We start from the raw sequence: 19,145 nt of genomic DNA on the forward strand, positions 1-19,145 counted from the left end.
CCTCCGTACGGTACAGCTGAGTTGATGAGGTGATGGCAGATCGGTTCGGCATAGGGAGGAGAAGGACCGTGCACCGTGGCGCAGCGGTCGTCGCAGGAGTCCTGCTGCTGACCGGAGTCACCGGTTGCGGGGCGGTCTCCGACGCATCCCTGGCCGGTCAGGCCTCCACGGCGGCACCCGCCAAGGGGGAGGCGGCCGGCACCCTGAAGAACCCCGATACGCCGCCCCGGATGATCCTCCGCGGGAAGGACGATCCCGTGGCAAGCCTGCTGGGAGCCTTCACGGGAACGCTCGTCGTCACGGGCAAGAACTGCATCGGCGCGCAATCCGACATCACCGGGGAGAACGCCGCCCTCAGCTGGGGCCATGGATGGACGGCCAAGATCGAGGACGGCATGGCCGTCGTCTACGACGAGGAAGGCAAGGTGTTCGCGCGAGAGGGCGACAAGGTGAGTCTGGGCGGAGGAGCGTCCTCCCGGTTCACCCACCACCCGTGCGCCGAACGCAGCATCTTCGACGTCAACAATGCACCCGTCGACAACGCACCCGTCGAAAAGGGAGAGCCGCTGACGCGGTGAGGTCCGGCCGTTCCCCGCCGGAACAACCTCTCAGCCCGCCCGCTCCGGCGAGCCCCGCCGGCCGTCGAACGGTCGCTGCAGCCCGCCGACGGCGGCCGGACGCGGTGCCTGCTCCTCCGCCGAGGACGTCGCGAGCGCCGTCCCGAGGCCGGTCCTCGCATAGCGGACGACGCGACCTCGGCGGCTTCGGTCGACCAGTCCGGCCCGCAGCAGAATGCCGAGGTGGTACGAGACGGTCGCGCTGCTCCAGCCGGTCCGCCGGCTCAACTCGACGGTGGAAGCAGGCGTGTCGAGCGTGGTCAGCAGCGCGGCCCTGGTCACACCGACGAGTCCCGCGAGGGCCGATTCCGCCGCGCCCGCCGGACGCTCCCCGAGGGCGGCGATGCCGCGGGCCCGGTAGATCAGCAACGGCGGGTGCGGATGTTCGGCAGCGAACAGCACCGGGCCGACATGCGTCGTGGCCGGCACGAAGAGCACTCCTTCGTCAGCCCAGTCGATGACCCCGGAGTAGGGGCGCTCAAGGACGAGCTCCGTGCCCGTCCACTGCATCCGCTCGCCGAGATCGTCGAGCACCGCCGCCGCGCCGTACGCGGCCATCCGGTCGGCACGGTTGCTGATGTCGGCATCCAGAACGGTCCGCACCCGAGGCCAGTCCGGTGCCAGTACGTTCTCGAACAGGGTCGCCATCGCCGTCGCGGCAGCCGACACCACGGCGGCACCTCCGTCGCGCGCCACGCTCTCGAGCGCGGGCGGCATCGGCCGCCGCCACCGCTCGTACGCCGCCTCGCTCTCATGCAGCGCGCGTACGTGGGGCCACACGCGCCTGCCGCGGATCGCGATGTCGAGTTGGTAGTCGGCCTCTTCGGCAGGGGTCGCCGCGATGCGCGCCGCCACCTCCTGCAGGGACTCGCCGTGGCGCGGCACAGGTGTCAGGAAATCCGGGGCGTTGCTGTGATCGGTGGGCACCAGAGCCTCGAGGAGCGCCAACTGCCCCGGTGGGAGGGCCCGTCGGGCATCGGCGTACCACTGCCGTGCGTGAGCGGCCGGATGCCGGCCGCGGTGCCGCAGCACGCCGAGAACCTCCATGGCCGCAGACGTGGCAAACCGCGATCTGCTCCATGCCCGTGCGTCCAGCTGCACCCTCATCGCCATCCCGCGAGTCTCCCATCGCCGTCGGCGACGGGCCGAAGGATTCGAAGGGACTCGAATGGTCGGGATCGGGCGGTGGATTCGAAGGCCCTCGAATCCATGGCACTCGGAGCCGCCCCCAGCCGATGGTGATCCACGACCGTCCGACCACGATCGAGGAGACACCTTGAGCCCCGACCGAACACGTGTGAGCTTTGACCGATCGCCTGCGAACTCCGGCCGGTCACTTGCGCATTCCGACCGCAACCGTCCCGCCACCGCCGTCAGTCGACGCGGCATCATGCGCATGGGCACCGCCCTCGGAGCGATGGGTCTGCTGGCCACCGCCACCCCGGCGTCGGCCGCCGACGGCACTACCGCCGCGGCCACCGATCCCGCACTGCGCAAGCCGATTCTCGTGGGCGCCAATCCGGGTCTGCAGCTCTTCGACACGTCGGGCTCGTGTACGGCCTACCTCTCCACCTGGCAGGTGGAGTGGTCCACCCATGGCGCGGGGAACGCCCTCGTGCTCTGGCGGCCGGACGGAGTGCGGGTCGTCGGGGAGGACCCGCACCTCGCCCTCTGGCTGGCCGATCACTTCGTCCGTCATTTCCCGGAACTCGACGGACTGCCCTGGTCCGCCCCCAAGTTCCACCGCTCCCCGGTCCAGGTTCGCCTCGACCTCGCCTCCGGGCTGCAGGCGCGGGGCGGAGGCATCGAGGTGCGCATGGCCGACGTGCTCGACCGGCGCGCCTTCGCCACCGACCAGTTCCCGCTGGCCGACGTGGAACACAGTTTGAGCCTGGTGATCGGCCCGTGCGGACGCGCCCAGGCACGCGTCGACGGCCGTGTGCAGCCCGGCGAGATCAGCCTGGGCGGAACGCCGAACCGCCCGTCGTCGTCGGCCTTCCTCGCCACGGCCGAGGTGTGGCGCGCCTGACCCCGGAACCGAGACGGCAGCAGGCCCATCCGCACGTCGCACGTCGGGTACGAGGCGTAACCGTCAGGTGTCTCCCAGCAGGGTGCGCACCAAGTCCGCCTCCGCCGGCATGAGATCGAAGCGCAGCCCGATGAGTTCCGCGGTGGCGACGGGAGTGGTGAAGGACCTGATGCAGTACTCCGCGGGGTGGACGCGAGCCGTCGCGACGTAGCGGTGGTCCTCCGTCCGTCGGAAGGTGACGTTGAGGCAGCCCTCCGAGTCGGTCCGGATGGGTTCGCGATCGTCGATGACCCAGTCGTCTTCCGGCCTGCCGTGGATGCTCGCATAGCGGGGGAGCAGCAGCGCGATGGGGGAGGTGGCGCTGGGCGAGGACGGACCTGGAAGCGTGTGCCGGCTGCCGTCCTGCTCTTCGTGCCCCGTCTGCTGCGGGGTGCGCAGGACGCGTCCGCCGTGCTCGGTGTCGACGATCCAGCGGCCGTGTGAGGCGTACAGGAGCGAGCCCGTCTCGCCGACCTCCCCGTCGGCGAAGACGGTGCGGAACTGTGCGGCGGCATACCGGGGGTCGGCGCCGAGCAGGCGCCTTGCCATCTCGCTGTGACTGAGGGGCACGTGCGCTCCTATGCGTCGGATGTCGCCCTAGCCTCCCACCGCGGGGTGGCTGCGAGCGCCGGCCATCCGGGGATGGTCGTCCTACGCCCGTCGGCGGAGGTTCACGCTCCGGATTGTCAGTGGTCAGAGGCAGGATGGAGCACATGACGACGACTCCTGCTGTTCTCGCCGATGCTGCCGCCTACGCCGACGCGGTGGCCACCGCCACCAAGGCGGCCGCCGCCTACTACGCCGACGGCGGCAGCGCCTTGGACGACGACAGCTATGACCGTCTCGTCCGGGCGATCGAGGCGTACGAGAGCGAGCACCCCGACGAGATCCTCGCCGACTCGCCGACCGGCAAGGTCGCGGGTGGCGCGGCGGTGGGCGACGTGCCGCACACGATTCCGATGCTCTCGCTGGACAACGTGTTCTCGGCCGAGCAGTTCTCCGCGTGGGCGGCCGGGGTGGATCGCAGGATCGGCCGCGAGGTCACGCAGTGGAGCGTGGAGCCGAAGCTGGACGGTCTGGCGATCGCGGCCCGCTATGTGAACGGCCGCCTCACCCGCCTCATCACCCGCGGCGACGGCACCGCCGGCGAGGACGTCTCGCACGGCATCACCAGCATCGAGGGCCTGCCGGCCGAGCTCGCCGAGCCGTACACGCTGGAGATCCGCGGCGAAGTCCTCATGACCACCGCCCAGTTCGAGGAAGCCAACGAGGCACGGACGGCGCACGGCGGTGAGCCGTTCGCGAATGCGCGCAGCGCAGCTGCCGGCAGCCTGCGCGCGAAGGACCGGGCGTACAAGGTGCGGATGTTGTTCTTCGGCTATGGCGTGATCCCCACGGAGCACACCGCCGAGGATCTCGCCGAGCAGCTGCGCACGCTGCCGCACGGCGAGCTCATGACGAAGGTCGCCGCCCTCGGCGTGCACACGGCCGACGCCACCGAGGTGCCGGGCCGGGTGGTGGCCACCGTGGAAGAGGTGCAGCAGCGGATCGAGGAGATCGGGGCGCTGCGCGCCGAGCTGCCGTTCGGGATCGACGGTGTCGTCATCAAGGCCGATCTCGCCGCGGACCAGCAGGCCGCCGGCTTCGGCACGCGTGCCCCGCGCTGGGCGATCGCCTACAAGCTGCCCGCCGTCGAGAAGATCACCAAGCTGGTCGGCGTCGAGTGGAATGTGGGGCGCACCGGTGTGATCGCCCCGCGCGCCCAGCTCGAGCCGGTCGAGATCGACGGTTCCACCGTCACGTACGCCACCTTGCACAACCCCGCCGACATCACACGGCGTGATCTGCGGCTCGGTGACCAGGTGATGGTCTACAAGGCGGGCGACATCATCCCCCGTATCGAAGCCCCCGTCGCCCACCTGCGCACCGGGGACGAGCAGCCGATCGTCTTTCCCGAGGTGTGCCCGCAGTGCGGCTCCGGCATCGACACCAGCGAGCAGCGCTGGCGTTGCGAACGCGGCCGCAACTGCCACTTGGTCGCCTCCCTCTCGTACGCGGCCGGCCGCGACCAGCTCGACATCGAAGGGCTCGGTGCCTCACGCATCGTCCAGCTCGTCGACGCGGGTCTCGTCACCGACCTCGCCGACCTGTTCACGCTCACCCGCGATGAACTGCTCGCCCTGGACCGGATGGGCGCGACCAGCACGGACAATCTCCTGGCGGCGATCGAGCGGGCGAAGACCCAGCCGCTGTCGCGGGTGCTGTGCGCGCTCGGCGTACGCGGTACCGGCCGCTCGATGTCCCGCCGTATCGCACGGCACTTCGCCACCATGGACGCCATTCGCGCGGCCGACGAGGCGGCGATCCAGGAGGTGGAGGGCATCGGCCCGGAGAAGTCCCCGGTGATCGTCGCGGAGTTGGCCGAGCTCGCCCCTGTCATCGACAAGCTCGTCGCGGCAGGTGTGAACATGACCGAACCGGGCGCCACCGGCCCCGCGCCCCAGGGCGAGACCGCCGACGCCCCCGCCGCGGGCCCGCTCGACGGCATGACCGTCGTGGTCACCGGCGCGATGACCGGTGCCCTCGAGGCACTGAGCCGCAACCAGATGAACGAACTCATCGAGCGGGCCGGCGGCAAGTCCTCCTCCAGCGTCTCCAAGCGCACCAGCCTGGTGGTGGCCGGCGAAGGCGCCGGTTCGAAGCGGACCAAGGCCGAGGACCTCGGCGTGCGCCTGCTCACGCCGGACGAGTTCGCCGAGATGCTGGGCGAACTGCTCGCCTGACAGCGAGGAGATGCGGGGCGATCTGCTCGCCTGACGGCGAGGTGGCGCTAAGCCGCTGGTACGGCCGAGTCCAGGGGTACGGCGGAGAGGGTGAAGGGGAGGACCTCGGGCAGGAGTCCGTTGATCCAGCGGTTGTACTGGCTGTTGACGACCAGCGCCCGGTTGCGGGCGAGGGAGATGGAGCTGGGGTGGTGGAAGCCGCCGGGTGCGAGCAGCCGGCTCGTGTAGCGGCCGCGGGACAGATCGGGGGACAGGGCGATCACGGTCACCTGGGGCGTGAGGCCCGGGACGTTGTTGATGTTGCCCTGGACCACGTAAAGGAGCCCGTCGCGATAGGCCAGCCCGTCTCCGTTGGGCAGTTGGTGACCGCCGAGGTCGACCTGGAGCACCTGCCGGGTGTTCCGGTCGATACGCCACAGCCGGCCGGTGGAGCTGTTGACGGTCAGCAGATGACCGCCGACGCAGGTGATGCCGTTGAGGTTGTGACGGCCGTCGATCCACTCGATGGGGGTGGCGGTGACGTCGAGCCAGCGTTCGAGGCGCCACTCACCGGCGGAATCGGCAAGCCGGTAGACGACGGGCCGGAAGGAGTCGGTCGCGTACGCGCTGCCGTCCGGTGCGACGGCGATCTCGTTGACGACCCGCCGTCCACGCCATGCAGCAGCGCCAACAGGGCGCCGCGTACCGGGTCGTACACCCGCAAGGTGCCGGTGTCCGCGCCGCCGACCAGGAGCCGTCCTGCGGAGTCGACCGCCATCCCGGACGTGGTGCTGCGGCCGTCGGTGCCGTCGGCCGACCACGGGCGCACCGCGGACCGGGTCAGATGGCCGCGATAGAGGGTGCCGTCCGCGGCGCTGCCGACATAGATGTGTCCGGTACGTGCGTCGTACGCGTGCCCGGTGGGGAAGGCGCGGTCCCCGGGCAGCACGTACGCCGTCGGCAGCCGGCCCGCACCGGGTGGCGGATCGCCGACGGCCTGTGCGGCGGCCTGCGTCGGCCCGGTCCAGGCGGCCGTGGACACGGCGGCAGCTGTGCCGAAGGCGGCGGTCATCAACGTCCGCCGTGACAGGGGGTGTTGTCCCATCGAATGCTCCGTCTCGTCGGGGCCGGCCACGGTCCGGGCCGGCCGGTGCGCGCCGGATCATCGTGTCCCGGCAGGCAGCCGGCTTCCGTCGCTCTGTCGTTCCAGGGGACTGGCAGGACCACCCACACGGCGGCCGCGTCGACGATGATGTGGTCATGCCTCGTCGTGCAGATCTCGGAGAGTTCCTGTCCTCGCGCCGGGCACGGCTGCGCCCCGCGGACGTCGGCCTCGCCCCGGGCGGCGGGCTGCGGCGCGTGCCCGGACTGCGCCGCGAAGAGCTCGCCTTTCTCGCCGGGATCAGCGTCGAGTACTACGTACGCCTCGAGCAGGGCCGGACCCCCAACGTCTCGGACGCCGTCCTCGGCGCGGTCGCCGACGTGCTGCGGCTCGACGAGGACGAACGCGCCCATCTCCACCGACTGGCCCGCCGCCCCGCCGTGCGGCCACGCCGTCCGCAGACACAGCAGGTCAGGCCCGGCATGCTGCAACTGCTGCGAGCCGTGGGCGACAGCACGCCCGCGTTCGTCTTCGGCCGGCGCATGGACGTCCTGGCCTGGAACCGGCTGGCCTGTGCCCTGATCGCCGACTTCGACGCGTTACCGCCGCAGCACCGCAACCTCGCCCGCCTTCTCCTGCTCGACGACGACGTCGTACGCCTCTACCCGGACCGGGAGTTCGTCGCCAAGGAAACCGTCGGCCACCTGCGCCTGGACGCCGGGCTCCACCCCGACGACCCGAAGCTGGCGGCTTTGGTGGGCGAACTGTCCCTGAACAGCGAGGAGTTCCGCCGCCACTGGTCGAGGCACACCGTCAAGAGCAAGTCACACGGCTACAAGCGCTTCGCGCATCCCGTCGTCGGCCGGCTGACCCTGAACTACGAGACCCTGCACCTGCCCGACGACTCCGAGCAATTCCTCATCGTCTACAGCGCCGTGCAAGGGTCACCGGACGAGGAACGCCTGCACCTGCTGAACAGCTGGCACGGCCAAGACACAAAGGGCGTGCACATCAGCCCCGACCGGACGTCCGTCGACGGCGTGTGACCCGGGCGGTCCACGTGGCCTACGTGGCGCGTCACTTGTGAACAGCCCAGGTCATGCACCCTTCTTCCCGCTCTTCCCCTGCTTGTTGCCCTCGCGCTCCTTCGAGTGCTTGCCGTCCTCGTCCTTGTGCTTCCCTTCCTCCTCTCGGCCCTTCCGCTCCTTCTCCTGCGCCTCCTGTGTCTCGCGCTGCGTGCCCTCGTCCTTCTGTGCGCGCGGCGGTGCGGTCGCGGTGACCGTGACCGTCACGTTCGAGGTGGGGGAGCGGGGCGGGGACGTGCGCGGACCGTTCTGGTCACCGGAGAGCGCGAGCGGCAGGCCGGCAGCCAGTGCGAGGGAGACTGCGGTGACAGCGGCGGCGGCGACCAGCGCCCGGCGGGAGCGACGGTTCGAGTGAGGTGGAGTGGCGGGTGTGGGCGTCGGTTCGGTGCGGGAGGAAACGGGCGCCTGCGAGTGGGTGTTCTGCCAGGCGGTGGAGGTGAACCAACGGGCGGCCTGCTCGGCGGTGGGGCGCTGCGCGGGGTCTTTGCTCAGCATCCGTTGGACGTAGGCGTCGAGGGCCTCGGGGATCTCGGGGCGGTGGCGCCGAGGCGGCAGCGGAGCGGTGGCGACGTGCTGGTGCAACACGGCCAAGGAGGTGTCGGCCGTGAACGGCGGCCGTCCCGTGAGCAGTTCGTACAGCACGCATCCGAGACTGTAGACATCGCTGGCCGGAGTGGCGGATTCGCCCCGGGCGCGCTCGGGAGCGAGATAGCCGGTGGTGCCGATCAGGTGGCCGGTGCGTGTCACGGCGGTGGTCGCATCGGTGTATCGGGCGATGCCGAAGTCGCAGACCTTCACCGGGCCGTCGCTGCTCAGGAGCAGGTTCCCCGGCTTGACGTCACGGTGCACCACGCCCTGCCGGTGGGCGGCGGCCAGCCCGGCGGCTGTCTGGGCGGCCAAGTCGGCGCTGCGGGAGGGACGTTGCGGTCCGCGAGAGGTCAGGAGTTGCGCCAGGCTCTGCCCCGATACGTATTCCATGACCAGGCAGGGCTGTTCACCGCGGTCTTCGAGGTCGTAGACCGCCACCACGCCGGGATGGTTGAGCCGGGCGGCGGCCCGAGCCTCGCTGCGCAGCCGTATGAGCGACTCCGCGTCGTCCGGCCGGGGCAGCAACTTGAGCGCGACCGGCCGCTCGAGCATCCGGTCCCAGCCCCGCCAGACCTCACCCATGCCGCCTCGGCCGATCAGTTCCTGCAGGCAGTAGCGCTCAGCCAGCACCACGTGTGGCCACCTCCCCCTGTCGGATGGCGCACGGGTACCCACTTCCCAGGACGCGGCCCACTGGCGGGCCGGCAGTCCTGGGGACGGTTGTGAACGTACTTACGTGGTGATCTCTCCAGCCCAGGCGAACTCCAGCAGGGCCTTCGGGAGGTATTCCGATGCGACCGCGATGGGGCGCATGCCGGCGTCTCGGCTCGCATCCGTACCGGCGGCCGGGAGAGCGGTGGCGGCGTAGAAGAGCGCCGAACCGAGGTGCGTGGCGTCTGATCGGTCTTGAAGTGTTCCCGCGCGGAGCCGCCGCAGGGGCCCGCGTTCTCTTAAGGCCTTGACGTGGCTGCGAAGGTCAGAGGCTACGTGCAGTGAAGGGCGGGCGGCTCGGCGCGGGGGCGGGTGGCGCGGAGCGGGGCTTGAGTTGCCGGAGGGTGAGGCCGCCGCTGGCCTGCTTGAAGAGGTACTCGGCCCGTTCGTAGGAGAGCCGGGCGCGGCCGGTGTCCGGGCAGAGGTCCGCGGTGGGGAGGCGGGCCGGGCCCGGGCGGCGCTCGGTGAGGAAGAGCGGCCCCCGGGTGCGGCCGGCCAGCAGCTGAGGGAGCAGCAGGGCCGTGGCCGGACCCCAGGTGATGCCCGTCCGGGAGCAGCGGTCGTCCAGGTCCAGGTCCTCGACGTCCAGGGCCAGGACCGCTTTCACCCCGGCGCCCGACTCATGGAGCAGCCGCCAGAGGGTCCGGTCGCGCACCGTCGGGCCGGGACCGGTGCAGAGCGTGTCGACCCGGGAGGGGTCGAGCGGCGAGCTCCGGGTCCTGGGCTCGGGCCTGCGCTCCAACTGCTCCGCCAGACCGGGCAGTTCGGCCCAGGCGCCGAACGAGCGGACGGCCGACCGGTGGCGGTTCCAGGTCCGGGCGGCCGCGCCTGCCCAGGTCGCCGCGAACATTTCGGCCACCTGATCGGCCGTCAATTCGGCCGCCGGCAGCGCCTCTCCGAGCGTGCGGCCGAGCCGGCCCAGGGTCTGCCCGTACGAGCGGACCGTCGCGGCGTCGAGTCCGGCGTCGGACAGGAACGAGCGGGACAGCGAACCGAGGGTGGGGCCGGCCGGGGCCGGCGCGGCGAGTGTGGCGGCGCGGCGTAGCAGGAAGGCCCGCTCGGCGGCGTTCTTGGTCAGTGCGGCGGCCCGCTGGAACTCCGACCGGGCCTCCTCGATCCGGCCGAGACCGACCAGCAGGTCGCCCCGGACGCTCGGCAGCAGGTGGTAGTCCCGCAGGGCGGGCTCGGCGGTGAGCGGTTCGGTCAGGTCGAGCCCGGCCTGCGGACCGTCCGCCCTGCCGACGGCCACCGCGCGGTTCAGCCGTACCACCGGTGTCGGCAGCACCTGGACCAGCGCCCCGTACAGCGCGGCGATCTGCTTCCAGTCGGTGGCTTCGGCGCTGGGCGCCTGGGCGTGGCAGACGGCGATCGCGGCCTGCAGCACGTACGGTCCGGCCGGCCCGCCGAGCCTGCGGGCCTGGAGCATGGCAGTGAACCCGCGGCGGATCAGGAGCTGGTCCCAGCGGCCCCGGTTCTGTGCGTGCAGCTGGACCGGTTCACCGGCCGGGCCGGTACGGGCGGCGGCGCGGGAGGCGTGGATCTCCATGAGCGCCACCAGTCCGTGCACCTCTGCCTCGCGCGGCGCGAGGACGGCCAGCAGACGGCCGAGGCGCAGCGCCTCGTGGCACAGGTCCGGGCGCATCAGATCGTCACCCGAGGTGGCCGAGTAACCCTCGTTGAAGATCAGGTAGATCACTTCGAGGACGGAGGCGAGGCGTCTGCCCAGTTCCTCCTCCCCGGGCAGGTCGAACGAGACCTGCTGCTCGGCCAGTGTCCGTTTGGCATCCGCGATCCGCTGGGTGACGGTCCGGCCGGTGACCAGGAACGCACGGGCGATCTCCTCCGCCGTCAGCCCGCCGAGCAGCCGGAGGGTCAGAGCGGCCCTGGCCTCGGTCGGAAGCACGGGATGACAGGAGATCAGCATCAGCCGCAACATGTCGTCGGGCTCTGTCCCGGGCTCGGATTCCGGCTGCCGGTCCAGTTCGAGGGCCAGCAACTCCTGCTTGCGCGTCAGGAGTTGTGAGCGGCGGATGTGATCGACGGCGCGGCGTTTGGCGATGGTGGTCAGCCAGGCGCCGGGGTTGTCGGGAACGCCCGTACGGGGCCACTGTTCGAGCGCGGCCACCAAGGTGTCCTGGGCCAGTTCCTCGGCCACGCCGATGTCGCGGACCATCCGGGCGAGAGCGGCGACGATCTTCGCCGACTCGAGTTTCCAGACCGCATCGATCGTGCGGCGGGCATCCAGCGCGGACACCATGACAGCACACCCGCCGCGGCTCGGTGCCGGGGCGGGTGTGCGTGCGGGTGTGGGGCCGGGCGTGGGGCGGGCGGCCCTCGGGAGGTGAAGACCAGCTGCAGCCGGCATCCCCTTCTCAGGGGGCGAAGACCAGCTGCAGCCGGCATCCCCTTCTCAGGGGGCGAAGACCAGCTGCAGCCGGCATCCCCTCTCAGGAGGTGAAGACCTGCTGCAGCCGACTCTCCCCGTCACCGACGATCCGGCGGAACGGGCGGGCCAGCTCGACCGCCTCCTCCCGCGAGCGGACCTCCACCAGCGCGAAGCCGGCCACGGCCTCCTTGGCCTCCGCGAACGGCCCGTCCGTCACGGTGATCTCCTCGCCCGATGAGCTCACCAGGATGCTGTCCGGGTCGAGACCGCCGGTGGCAAGCAGGACACCGGAGGCGGTCAGTTCCTCGATGAACTTCCCCATCTCTGCGAACAGCTTCTCGTCGGGGGCGGAGCCGTTGGCGGCGGTGGTCATCAAGTAGCGCATGGGGTTCCTCCGGGATTCGTTGCCTGCCCGTACGTCGAACGGGCCGATGTGACAGGGAACGCATGGCATTCCCTGTCACATCGATGAAGCGACGTACCGGCAAGCAACCGAATCCCGGAGGAACCCCAGATGGCCACCGCCCAGCTCCCCACCGTCCGCCGACGCTGCACCATCGACACCCGCACCCTCCTCGGCTGCGCCGTCCTGACCACCCCGGTCTGGGCCACCGTCGCACTTGCCCAGGCGGCCACCCGGGACGGGTACGACATCACCAGACACCCCCTGAGCGTGCTGAGCAACGGCTCGCTCGGCTGGGTGCAGATCGCCAACTTCCTGCTGGTCGGGGCACTCTTCGTGGCCGGGGCGGCCGGGCTGCGCCGCGTCGTGGACGGCAAGTGGGTGGCCGGCCTCGTCCGGGTCGCGGGCTTCGGCATGATCGCCGCCGGAGTGTTCGTCCTGGATCCGGCCGACGGCTTCCCTGCCGGGGCACCGGCCGGGGCACCGGCCGCCATGTCCTGGCACGGCTACGCCCACCTGGCGGCCGGTTCGGTCACCTTCCTCTCCCTGATCGCGGCCTGCTTCCTGCTCGGCCGGCATTTCCGCAGGGCAGGCGACCGGAGCCTGGCGGTCGGCTCCCGCATCGCCGGCACGACGCTGCTGCTGGGCAACGGCTGGGCCATGAGCGGCGGTACGGGCGGCTCGCTGACCCTCGCGGTCGGAGTGATGACCGCCATGGCGTGGATCTCGGTGATCGCCGCCCGCTACCGCCGGGACCGCTGAACCGACGGCCGCCACGAATTCCGCCGAGGCGGACGACCACCTCACGACGCAAACCCCGCATCACCCCGTAACAACTACCGAGGAGCATTCGCATGACCACACAGCGCAAGATCACGGCCGGTCTTTTCATCTCGCTCGACGGCGTCGTGGAGGCGCCGGACACCTGGCACTTCCCGTACATGAACGACGAGATGGCAGCCGCGGTCGGCGAGATGTTCGTCGGGGCCGACACCCTGCTGCTCGGCCGTAAGACCTACGAGTCGTTCGCCGCGGTCTGGCCGCAGCGGAGCGGCGAGATGGCCGACAGCATCAACGGCATCCGCAAGCTGGTCGCGTCCACCACCCTGACCGCGACCGACTGGAACAACTCCGCCCTCATCGAGGGGGATGTCGTCGGCGCGGTGAAGGACCTCAAGCAGCAGCCGGGCGGGACCGTCACCCTGACCGGCAGCATCGGCCTCACCCGCACCCTGCTCGAGGCCGGACTGATCGACGAACTGCGGCTGTTGGTCCACCCGATCGTGCTGGGCACCGGGCTGCGCCTGTTCCCGGAAGGCACCGCCCAGGTGCCGCTCGGCCTCGCCCGCTCGGCCATCTTCTCCACGGGCGTGGTGGACCTCACCTACCGGCCGGCCTAGCCGGACCCGGCAGAACCGCACCCCGTCCACCGCCACCGGCGCCGTGGGCGGGGTGCGGCATGCCCGCTGTGGTAAGGGTGGCCAGCGGAACGAATGTGACACCGGGGATGCCGAGCAGGGTCGCGGATGCCGGGACGAAGGCGAGGCCGCGGCCGGCGGAGACGAGCCACAGCATGGTGAGGATCTGGCTCACACTGTGCACCACGCGCTCCTGGGTGAGCGGGATCATGCGCACCATCAGGTCGTAGAAGTACCGCGCCTTGCCTTGGGAATGGAAGATCAGCGGTTCGCCGGCCAGGTCGTCGGCGTTCGCCGGCCGGTCCAGGGCGGCCAGGCGGTGGCCGGTGGGCACCGCGAGGAGCAGCGCCTCCTGCAGAATGAGGCGCGACGCGAAGTGCTCGGTGCCGAACGGCGGACGGGCGAGTCCCAGGTCCAGATCCTCGGCCGTGAGCGCCGCGATCTGCTCCTGCGTCACCATCTCGAACAGCTCGATAGAGAACAACAGCGTCTTCGACATCGGGCTCGTGGTCTTCTTCGGTGTGCTCGGCTACCTCATGAAGAAGCTCGGATTCGACCCCGGCCCGATGGTGCTCGCCTTCGTTCTCGGATCGCTTCTGAAGAGCTCGCTGCGCCGGTCGCTGCTGCTCTTCGACGGCAACCCCGGCGGATTCTTCACCCGCCCGATCTCGGGAACGCTCTTCGCGCTTCTGCTCCTGGCGGTTGTGGCGTCGGCTGTACGGGCGATCCGGCGCGGACGCGAGGCCGAGCGCGTCAGGTGGTGAAGGAGGGGATCTCCGCGAGGACTTCGGCGGCGGTCGTTCCGCCCCACAGGGAGCGGGAGTCGGCTCGGTCCCCGCGCGGACCGCATCGCGCTCGCCGTGGACGAGCGTCGAGGAGGTGGGCACGTAACCCTCGACCATCGTCCGCCGGTGCGGGCTGAGCTGCCGCCGCTGCGTTGTGCAGTGTGTTGGGGCCGCGCCGCCGACAACGCGGCCCCAGCCACCACCCTCCCGGCGTGCGGAGACCTCCCGCCTCCCACTCGCCGAGGAGGGCGCTTGCGGGGAATCGTCGAGGGGAGCCTCGCTCCTCGCGCCGTTTCGGCCGTTGTGACGCGAAGGAGCTGCGGCGGATTCCGCGCGGGTTTCGCGTCGTATCAAGTCCTGCGAGCGAGCATGCACGACGCTACTCCTGGCGGCGGCAAGTGCTTGCTGTCTTCGGGGGGTTGGTTACATATTTCCTGGCGCCGGGTCGTCCGGCGGGTCGGTCAGGAAGTCCAGGCAGCCGCTGATCTCCAGGACCTGCAGCATGGCGGGCGGTACGTGGATGACGGCTGCGTGGCCGCCGGCAAGCCGACTGCGTCTGACCTGGTCGACGAGGGCGCCCAGGCCGCTGGAGTCGAGGAACCGCACGTCGGCGCAGTCGATCTCGATCCTCCGCGACGACAGCGGCTCGAGCGTCTCCTGAAGGCTCGGCACAGCCAGCAGGTCGAACTCGCCGCTGAGAATGACGAGTACGGGATCGACGCCGGCAACAAGATCGATGCGAAATTGCTCCCCGGGCAGTTCGGGCACACCGTCAGCTTGGCAGAAACGCGGAGGTGAGCAGCGCGCTCTCCCCAAGTCCCCCGAAGAACGCGGACGACGACGGCGGTCGGCGTAGACGATCCGTCGCCGACGGTGCTACCGCTGCCAGGCCGGCGGGCGCTTCTCGGTGAAGGCCTGGGCGCCCTCCGTCGCGTCGGCGGTGGTGAAGACGGGGGCGCTGAGCGGGTCCTGGACGGTGAAGGCGGTGTGGTCGTCGAGGCCGCGGGTGTCCTGCACGATTCTCTTGGTGACGAGGACGGCCTCGCGGGACTGCTTCAGGATGCGGTCGGCCAGTTCCAGGGCCGCGTCGAGGGCCTTGCCCTCGGCGGTCAGCTGGTTGACCAGTCCGTACCGGACCGCGTCGGCGGCGGGCAGCGGTGCCGCCGTGAGCAGCATCTCCATGGCCACGTGGTACGGGAGGCGGCTGGGCAGGCGGATCGCACCGCCTTCGGCGGCGACGAGGCCGCGGGCGACTTCGGGCAGGGCGAAGAACGCGGTGTCGGCGGCGGTGATGAGGTCGCAGGCCAGGGCGAGTTCGAAGCCGCCGGCCACGGCCGCACCCTCGACGGCCGCGATGAGCGGCTTGCGGACGCGGGCCCGGGTCAGTCCCGCGAGTCCGCGGTCGGCGACGATCGGAACGCCCTCGGTGGGGAAGGCTTTGAGGTCCATGCCCGAGCAGTAGTGTCCGCCCGCTCCGGTGAGGATGCCGACGCCCAGCTCGGGGTCCGCGTCGAGACGGGTCAGGGCGGAGTCCATGGCGTCGGCCAGCGCCTGATCGACGGCATTGCGGACGTGCGGTCGGTTGAGGGTGATGAGCAGGACGCCGGGGCGTGGCTCGGTCACGGTCACGGGTTCGTGGCTGTCCATCGGGAGAGCTCCTGGTCGGCGAAGGGACAGGGCAGGGCGTTGCGGGCGGGGCGGTCAGTCCCGTACGACGGGCAGCGCGGCCAGTCCGCGCATCACCCGGGCCGGCCGCCAGGGGAGTTCGTCGCTCGGCTTGGCCAGCCGCAGCGGACCGAGGCGTGCGAGGAGCAGAGGGATGGCGATGGTGCCTTCGAGGCGGGCGAGGGCGGCGCCGACGCAGAAGTGGGGCCCGTAGCCAAGGGCCAGGTGGTCATTGGGAGTTCGGCCCACATCGAGCCGGTCCGCGTCCGCGAAGTGGCCCTCGTCCCGGTTGGCGGAACCGATCAGGAGACTGACGATGTCGCCCGCGCCGATCAACTGCCCATGCAGGCTGATCGGTTCAGCGGCGCAGCGGAACGTCGCATCCCGTACCGGGGAGTCGTAGCGCAGCAGCTCCTCGACGGCGGTGGCGACCAGCCCCGGGCCGGCTTGTGGCGCGGTGAGCCGGGCGATCTGGTCGGGGTTGCGGAGCAGTGCGTGCAGCCCGTTGCCGATGAGGTTCATGGTGGTGTCGTGGCCCACGAGGAGCAGCAGATACGCGGTGGAGCGCAGCTCTTCCTCGCTCATCACCCCGCTGTCGTCACTGGCGCGCACCAGCGCACCCAGCAGGTCCGTTCCACCCTGCTCGCCGCCCGCGCGTTTGCCCGCGATCAGGACGTCCAAGAGGGCGTGCAGCTCGGCTTCCACCCGGGCGGGGTCCAGGCCAGGCCCGGGCGAGATGGTCGCCATCAGGGTGTCCCGCGTTGCCGCATTGTCCAGTTCCGCGGGGACACCGAGGATCGCGCAGATCATCCGGAAGGTCAGCGGCGCCGCGAAATCCCCCATCACGTCCGCGTGCGTGTGTCCCTCGACCCGGTCGAGGAGCTCGTGCGCGGTGTCCGTGATGAAGGGTTCCAGCTGCGCGATGCGCCGGGGCACGAACGCGCTGTTCACCAGAGTCCGCAGCCTGGTGTGATCCGGCGGATCGGCATGGACCAGGTGCCGGTTCAGCCCGGCGGGCCCCGCCACGTAACCGGGCACCCGGCCGGGATCCTTGCTCAGCCGCCCGTCGGTCAGCAGGGCACGCACATCGTCGTAGCGGGAGATCTGCCACACGGTCGGGCGCCCGGTCCTGCGGTCCGGATGGGCGGGCGCATGCCGCCGCAACCACGCGAAATACGGATACGGATCCTGGACGCGTACGGCGAGCAGGTCGGGCGGCGGGGACGGCACGGAGGAAGGGGGTGACACAGAGGGCCGGGAGGACACCGGGGGAACGGGCACTGCAGCTCCGGGTTCGACAGCCAGAACGGACACCGCGATAACGACCGTTTTGCGCGGAAGATGCGGTGAGTCTGCAGAGCCCGACACGAACCCGACGGTGATGCCGTGCACCCCCTCGTGATTCAGGCGAGCCCCTCCTGAAGGCGCTGTTCAAAGGCGATACGGGGCGCCAGCGCACGCAGGAAGTCGGGCGCGTCGAACATCTCGCCGGCCGAGGCGACGCCGACGGTCCTGGTGCGGCCGGTGAGGACGCGGTCCAGGGCCTCGACGACGAGGGGTGCGGTGACGGCGTAGATGTCCTGGCCGGTGGCTGTGGCGCGGCGTTCGGCTCCACCCGAGCGGACGATCGCGTCGACGACGAACGTCTGGTCGGAGCGCCCGGTCTCGTCGGTGGCGGTCGGGGCGGGTGTGTCGGGGGCGACGACGTCCTGGGCCGCCTCGGTGTTCATGTAGGTGGTCACGTCGGGGATGGAAAGGTGCTGGGGGATGGTGACGACGTCGGCCATGGTGAACTCGGCGATCACGGCCCGCTGTCCCACCGGCTCCGGGAACGTCCACTCCGCCGCGGGTGCGGCATCGGTGCGGCGCTCCCACCGGCCGCCGCTGTAGCGCAGACGGAACGCGCCGCGGCGCTCGCGGGAGACGGCGCCCGAGAGCCGGGTGCCCTCGGTGGGGTGCCAGTTGCTGAGTGCGTAGGCGACATGGGCCTCGTCGGCCGCGGTCCAGTCGCCCATCGCCGCGGTGGCGAGGAGGTCGCCGAGGCCGCCGAAGAACGCCATGGCCGGCACGATCAACGCCCCTGCCTCGCGGGCCCGTTCACGGTAGTGCGCGAAGGTGTCGAGGTTGGCCTCGAGCTCGGCGGCCACATCCAGGTACGGGATGCCGGCGCGGAGCGCGGCTTCGATCACCGGGCCGGTGGTCGCGGCGAACGGTCCCGCCGCGTTGACGACCGCCGCCGTACCGGCCAGCGCGCGGTCCAGAGAATCCGGATCGTCGACCGACGCGACCCGGGCTTCGAGCCCGTGCTCTCCGGCGACTTTGCCCAGGGGCTGCGCGTTGCGCCCGGACAGCACCGGCACGAAACCGCGCGCGATGAGCTCCGCGACCACGAACCGCCCGGTGTGCCCGTACGCGCCGAACACCGCTACCTGCTGACTCGACCCCATGGGACTGTTCCTCCGTCTTCGGTTGTCCGCTGCGCGGCTCATCCGCCGGCGGCCTGACCCCCACATCGTGTCCTTCCGGCAGCACCCCGCACGAGTGTCGGAAACGACGTCCGGCATACACTTTCGGACATGCATCGCGTCGCCCTGGCCGTCACCGACGGCATGCTCCACTACGAGATGTCCGTGGCCCTGGAGATCTTCGGAGCCGACCTGACCCATGTCGTGGACCCCTGGTACGAGTTCGCCGTCTGCGGATCCGCCCCGGTGCGCGTCGACCGCTTCCAGCTGGAGCCCGAGCGCGGACTCGACCACCTCGCGCACGCCGACACGGTGATCGTGCCCGGGTGGGCCGACACCGACCGCGAACCGCCGGCGGAACTCGTCGACGCGGTACGCGCGGCCCACGCGGCTGGCGCCCGGGTGGCCTCGTTGTGCACCGGCGCCTTCGTCCTGGGAGCCGCCGGCCTGCTGGACGGGCGGCGCGCCACCACGCACTGGGCCCACACCGGGGAGCTGGCCCGGCGCCACCCGGCCACCGAGGTCGATCCGGACGTCCTCTACGTCGACAACGGCGATGTCCTCACCTCGGCGGGCAAGGCCGCGGCCATGGACCTGTGCCTGCACCTGGTCCGCCTCGACCACGGCTCGATCAACGCCAACAGGATCGCCCGGCGTCTGGTCATCCCTCCGCACCGCGACGGCGGCCAGGCCCAGTTCATCGCCACCCCCGTCCCCGAACCGGGAAACAATCCCCTCGGCGAGCTCTTCCCCTGGGCCATCCAGCGCCTGGACCAGCCCCTCACCGTCGAGGACCTCGCCCGCCGAGCCGGCCTGAGCTCACGTCATCTCGCCCGCCACTTCAAGCACCTCACCGGCACTACACCCCTGCAGTGGCTGCACTCCCAACGCATCCGCCGCGCCCAGGAGTTGCTGGAGACCACCGACGCCACGGTGGACACCATCGCGGAAGCCGCGGGCATGGGCACGGCCACCACCCTGCGCCGCCACTTCCAGCGCACGGTGGGCGTACCGCCGGACACGTATCGGCGTACGTTCCGCTCGTGAGGGATCAGCAGGGGGCTGCCCGACCGTGTACGGCCGCGCGGCC

Annotated in this window: 19 protein-coding genes; 8 read left to right on the forward strand and 11 right to left on the reverse strand. The window is 71.0% G+C overall.

Annotation, left to right across the window (positions count from 1 at the left end; genetic code table 11):
• Positions 1-68 precede the first annotated feature (68 nt).
• Positions 69-578 carry a hypothetical protein gene (locus tag H9Y04_RS19540; protein WP_187815224.1) on the forward strand — a complete coding sequence of 170 codons (510 nt, stop codon included), beginning with the start codon at positions 69-71 and terminating at the stop codon, positions 576-578.
• 30 nt (positions 579-608) lie between these two features.
• Here H9Y04_RS19540 and H9Y04_RS19545 read toward each other — a convergent pair whose 3' ends face one another.
• Positions 609-1,664 (reverse strand): ArsR/SmtB family transcription factor, encoded by a 1,056-nt coding sequence (locus tag H9Y04_RS19545; protein WP_187815225.1) that lies wholly within the window; start codon positions 1,662-1,664, stop codon positions 609-611.
• A 349-nt stretch (positions 1,665-2,013) separates the two neighbouring features.
• On the opposite strand from H9Y04_RS19545, the gene H9Y04_RS19550 reads away from it, so the two are divergent.
• Positions 2,014-2,646 (forward strand): hypothetical protein, encoded by a 633-nt coding sequence (locus tag H9Y04_RS19550; protein WP_214661396.1) that lies wholly within the window; start codon positions 2,014-2,016, stop codon positions 2,644-2,646.
• Positions 2,647-2,709: 63 nt separating this feature from the next.
• Here H9Y04_RS19550 and H9Y04_RS19555 read toward each other — a convergent pair whose 3' ends face one another.
• Positions 2,710-3,255: a hypothetical protein gene (locus H9Y04_RS19555; protein ID WP_187815226.1), complete on the reverse strand. Its 546-nt coding sequence runs from the start codon at positions 3,253-3,255 to the stop codon at positions 2,710-2,712.
• Positions 3,256-3,389: 134 nt separating this feature from the next.
• Between H9Y04_RS19555 and ligA the strand changes: the two genes are divergently transcribed.
• Positions 3,390-5,468 (forward strand): NAD-dependent DNA ligase LigA, encoded by a 2,079-nt coding sequence (gene ligA / locus H9Y04_RS19560; protein ID WP_187815227.1) that lies wholly within the window; start codon positions 3,390-3,392, stop codon positions 5,466-5,468.
• A 47-nt stretch (positions 5,469-5,515) separates the two neighbouring features.
• On the opposite strand, the gene H9Y04_RS19565 is transcribed toward ligA, so the two are convergent.
• Positions 5,516-6,268: an SMP-30/gluconolactonase/LRE family protein gene (locus H9Y04_RS19565; RefSeq protein ID WP_187815228.1), complete on the reverse strand. Its 753-nt coding sequence runs from the start codon at positions 6,266-6,268 to the stop codon at positions 5,516-5,518.
• 439 nt (positions 6,269-6,707) lie between these two features.
• Between H9Y04_RS19565 and H9Y04_RS19570 the strand changes: the two genes are divergently transcribed.
• On the forward strand, positions 6,708-7,595 hold the full coding sequence (locus tag H9Y04_RS19570) for a helix-turn-helix transcriptional regulator (protein ID WP_187815229.1): 888 nt from the start codon (positions 6,708-6,710) through the stop codon (positions 7,593-7,595).
• A gap of 51 nt (positions 7,596-7,646) precedes the next feature.
• Here H9Y04_RS19570 and H9Y04_RS19575 read toward each other — a convergent pair whose 3' ends face one another.
• From H9Y04_RS19575 to H9Y04_RS19585, 3 genes are all read right to left on the reverse strand, one after another.
• Positions 7,647-8,855 carry a serine/threonine-protein kinase gene (locus H9Y04_RS19575; protein ID WP_308801038.1) on the reverse strand — a complete coding sequence of 403 codons (1,209 nt, stop codon included), beginning with the start codon at positions 8,853-8,855 and terminating at the stop codon, positions 7,647-7,649.
• 343 nt (positions 8,856-9,198) lie between these two features.
• Positions 9,199-11,190 carry an RNA polymerase sigma factor gene (locus tag H9Y04_RS47770; RefSeq protein WP_187815230.1) on the reverse strand — a complete coding sequence of 664 codons (1,992 nt, stop codon included), beginning with the start codon at positions 11,188-11,190 and terminating at the stop codon, positions 9,199-9,201.
• 190 nt (positions 11,191-11,380) lie between these two features.
• Entirely contained in the window at positions 11,381-11,704 is a 324-nt protein-coding gene (locus tag H9Y04_RS19585) for a YciI family protein (RefSeq protein ID WP_187815231.1), read from the reverse strand.
• Positions 11,705-11,833: 129 nt separating this feature from the next.
• On the opposite strand from H9Y04_RS19585, the gene H9Y04_RS19590 reads away from it, so the two are divergent.
• A complete protein-coding gene (locus tag H9Y04_RS19590) occupies positions 11,834-12,484 on the forward strand; it encodes a DUF998 domain-containing protein (protein ID WP_187815232.1) in 651 nt (216 codons plus the stop codon).
• Positions 12,485-12,576: 92 nt separating this feature from the next.
• Positions 12,577-13,122 carry a dihydrofolate reductase family protein gene (locus tag H9Y04_RS19595; protein WP_187815233.1) on the forward strand — a complete coding sequence of 182 codons (546 nt, stop codon included), beginning with the start codon at positions 12,577-12,579 and terminating at the stop codon, positions 13,120-13,122.
• On the opposite strand, the gene H9Y04_RS19600 is transcribed toward H9Y04_RS19595, so the two are convergent.
• Positions 13,103-13,600: a LysR substrate-binding domain-containing protein gene (locus H9Y04_RS19600; RefSeq protein ID WP_214661398.1), complete on the reverse strand. Its 498-nt coding sequence runs from the start codon at positions 13,598-13,600 to the stop codon at positions 13,103-13,105. The two genes, H9Y04_RS19595 and H9Y04_RS19600, sit on opposite strands and share 20 nt — an antisense overlap.
• Between H9Y04_RS19600 and H9Y04_RS46185 the strand changes: the two genes are divergently transcribed.
• A complete protein-coding gene (locus tag H9Y04_RS46185; protein ID WP_214661399.1) occupies positions 13,569-13,904 on the forward strand; it encodes a hypothetical protein in 336 nt (111 codons plus the stop codon). The two genes, H9Y04_RS19600 and H9Y04_RS46185, sit on opposite strands and share 32 nt — an antisense overlap.
• Before the next feature lie 444 nt (positions 13,905-14,348).
• Here the strand turns inward: H9Y04_RS46185 and H9Y04_RS19610 are convergent, their stop codons facing one another.
• The 4 genes from H9Y04_RS19610 to H9Y04_RS19625 all read right to left on the reverse strand — a co-directional run bounded on the left by H9Y04_RS19610 (position 14,349) and on the right by H9Y04_RS19625 (position 18,037).
• Positions 14,349-14,693: an STAS domain-containing protein gene (locus H9Y04_RS19610; protein ID WP_187815235.1), complete on the reverse strand. Its 345-nt coding sequence runs from the start codon at positions 14,691-14,693 to the stop codon at positions 14,349-14,351.
• A 108-nt stretch (positions 14,694-14,801) separates the two neighbouring features.
• Positions 14,802-15,572 (reverse strand): crotonase/enoyl-CoA hydratase family protein, encoded by a 771-nt coding sequence (locus H9Y04_RS19615; protein WP_187815236.1) that lies wholly within the window; start codon positions 15,570-15,572, stop codon positions 14,802-14,804.
• A 54-nt stretch (positions 15,573-15,626) separates the two neighbouring features.
• Positions 15,627-16,820 carry a cytochrome P450 family protein gene (locus H9Y04_RS47775; protein ID WP_187815237.1) on the reverse strand — a complete coding sequence of 398 codons (1,194 nt, stop codon included), beginning with the start codon at positions 16,818-16,820 and terminating at the stop codon, positions 15,627-15,629.
• A gap of 173 nt (positions 16,821-16,993) precedes the next feature.
• A complete protein-coding gene (locus H9Y04_RS19625) occupies positions 16,994-18,037 on the reverse strand; it encodes a saccharopine dehydrogenase family protein (RefSeq protein WP_187815238.1) in 1,044 nt (347 codons plus the stop codon).
• A gap of 129 nt (positions 18,038-18,166) precedes the next feature.
• On the opposite strand from H9Y04_RS19625, the gene H9Y04_RS19630 reads away from it, so the two are divergent.
• Positions 18,167-19,102, forward strand: a complete 936-nt coding sequence (locus tag H9Y04_RS19630) for a helix-turn-helix domain-containing protein (RefSeq protein ID WP_187815239.1) — start codon at positions 18,167-18,169, stop codon at positions 19,100-19,102.
• Positions 19,103-19,145 lie beyond the last annotated feature (43 nt).

The sequence above is a fragment of the Streptomyces polyasparticus genome, assembly GCF_014493765.1.
GTDB lineage: Bacteria > Actinomycetota > Actinomycetes > Streptomycetales > Streptomycetaceae > Streptomyces > Streptomyces polyasparticus.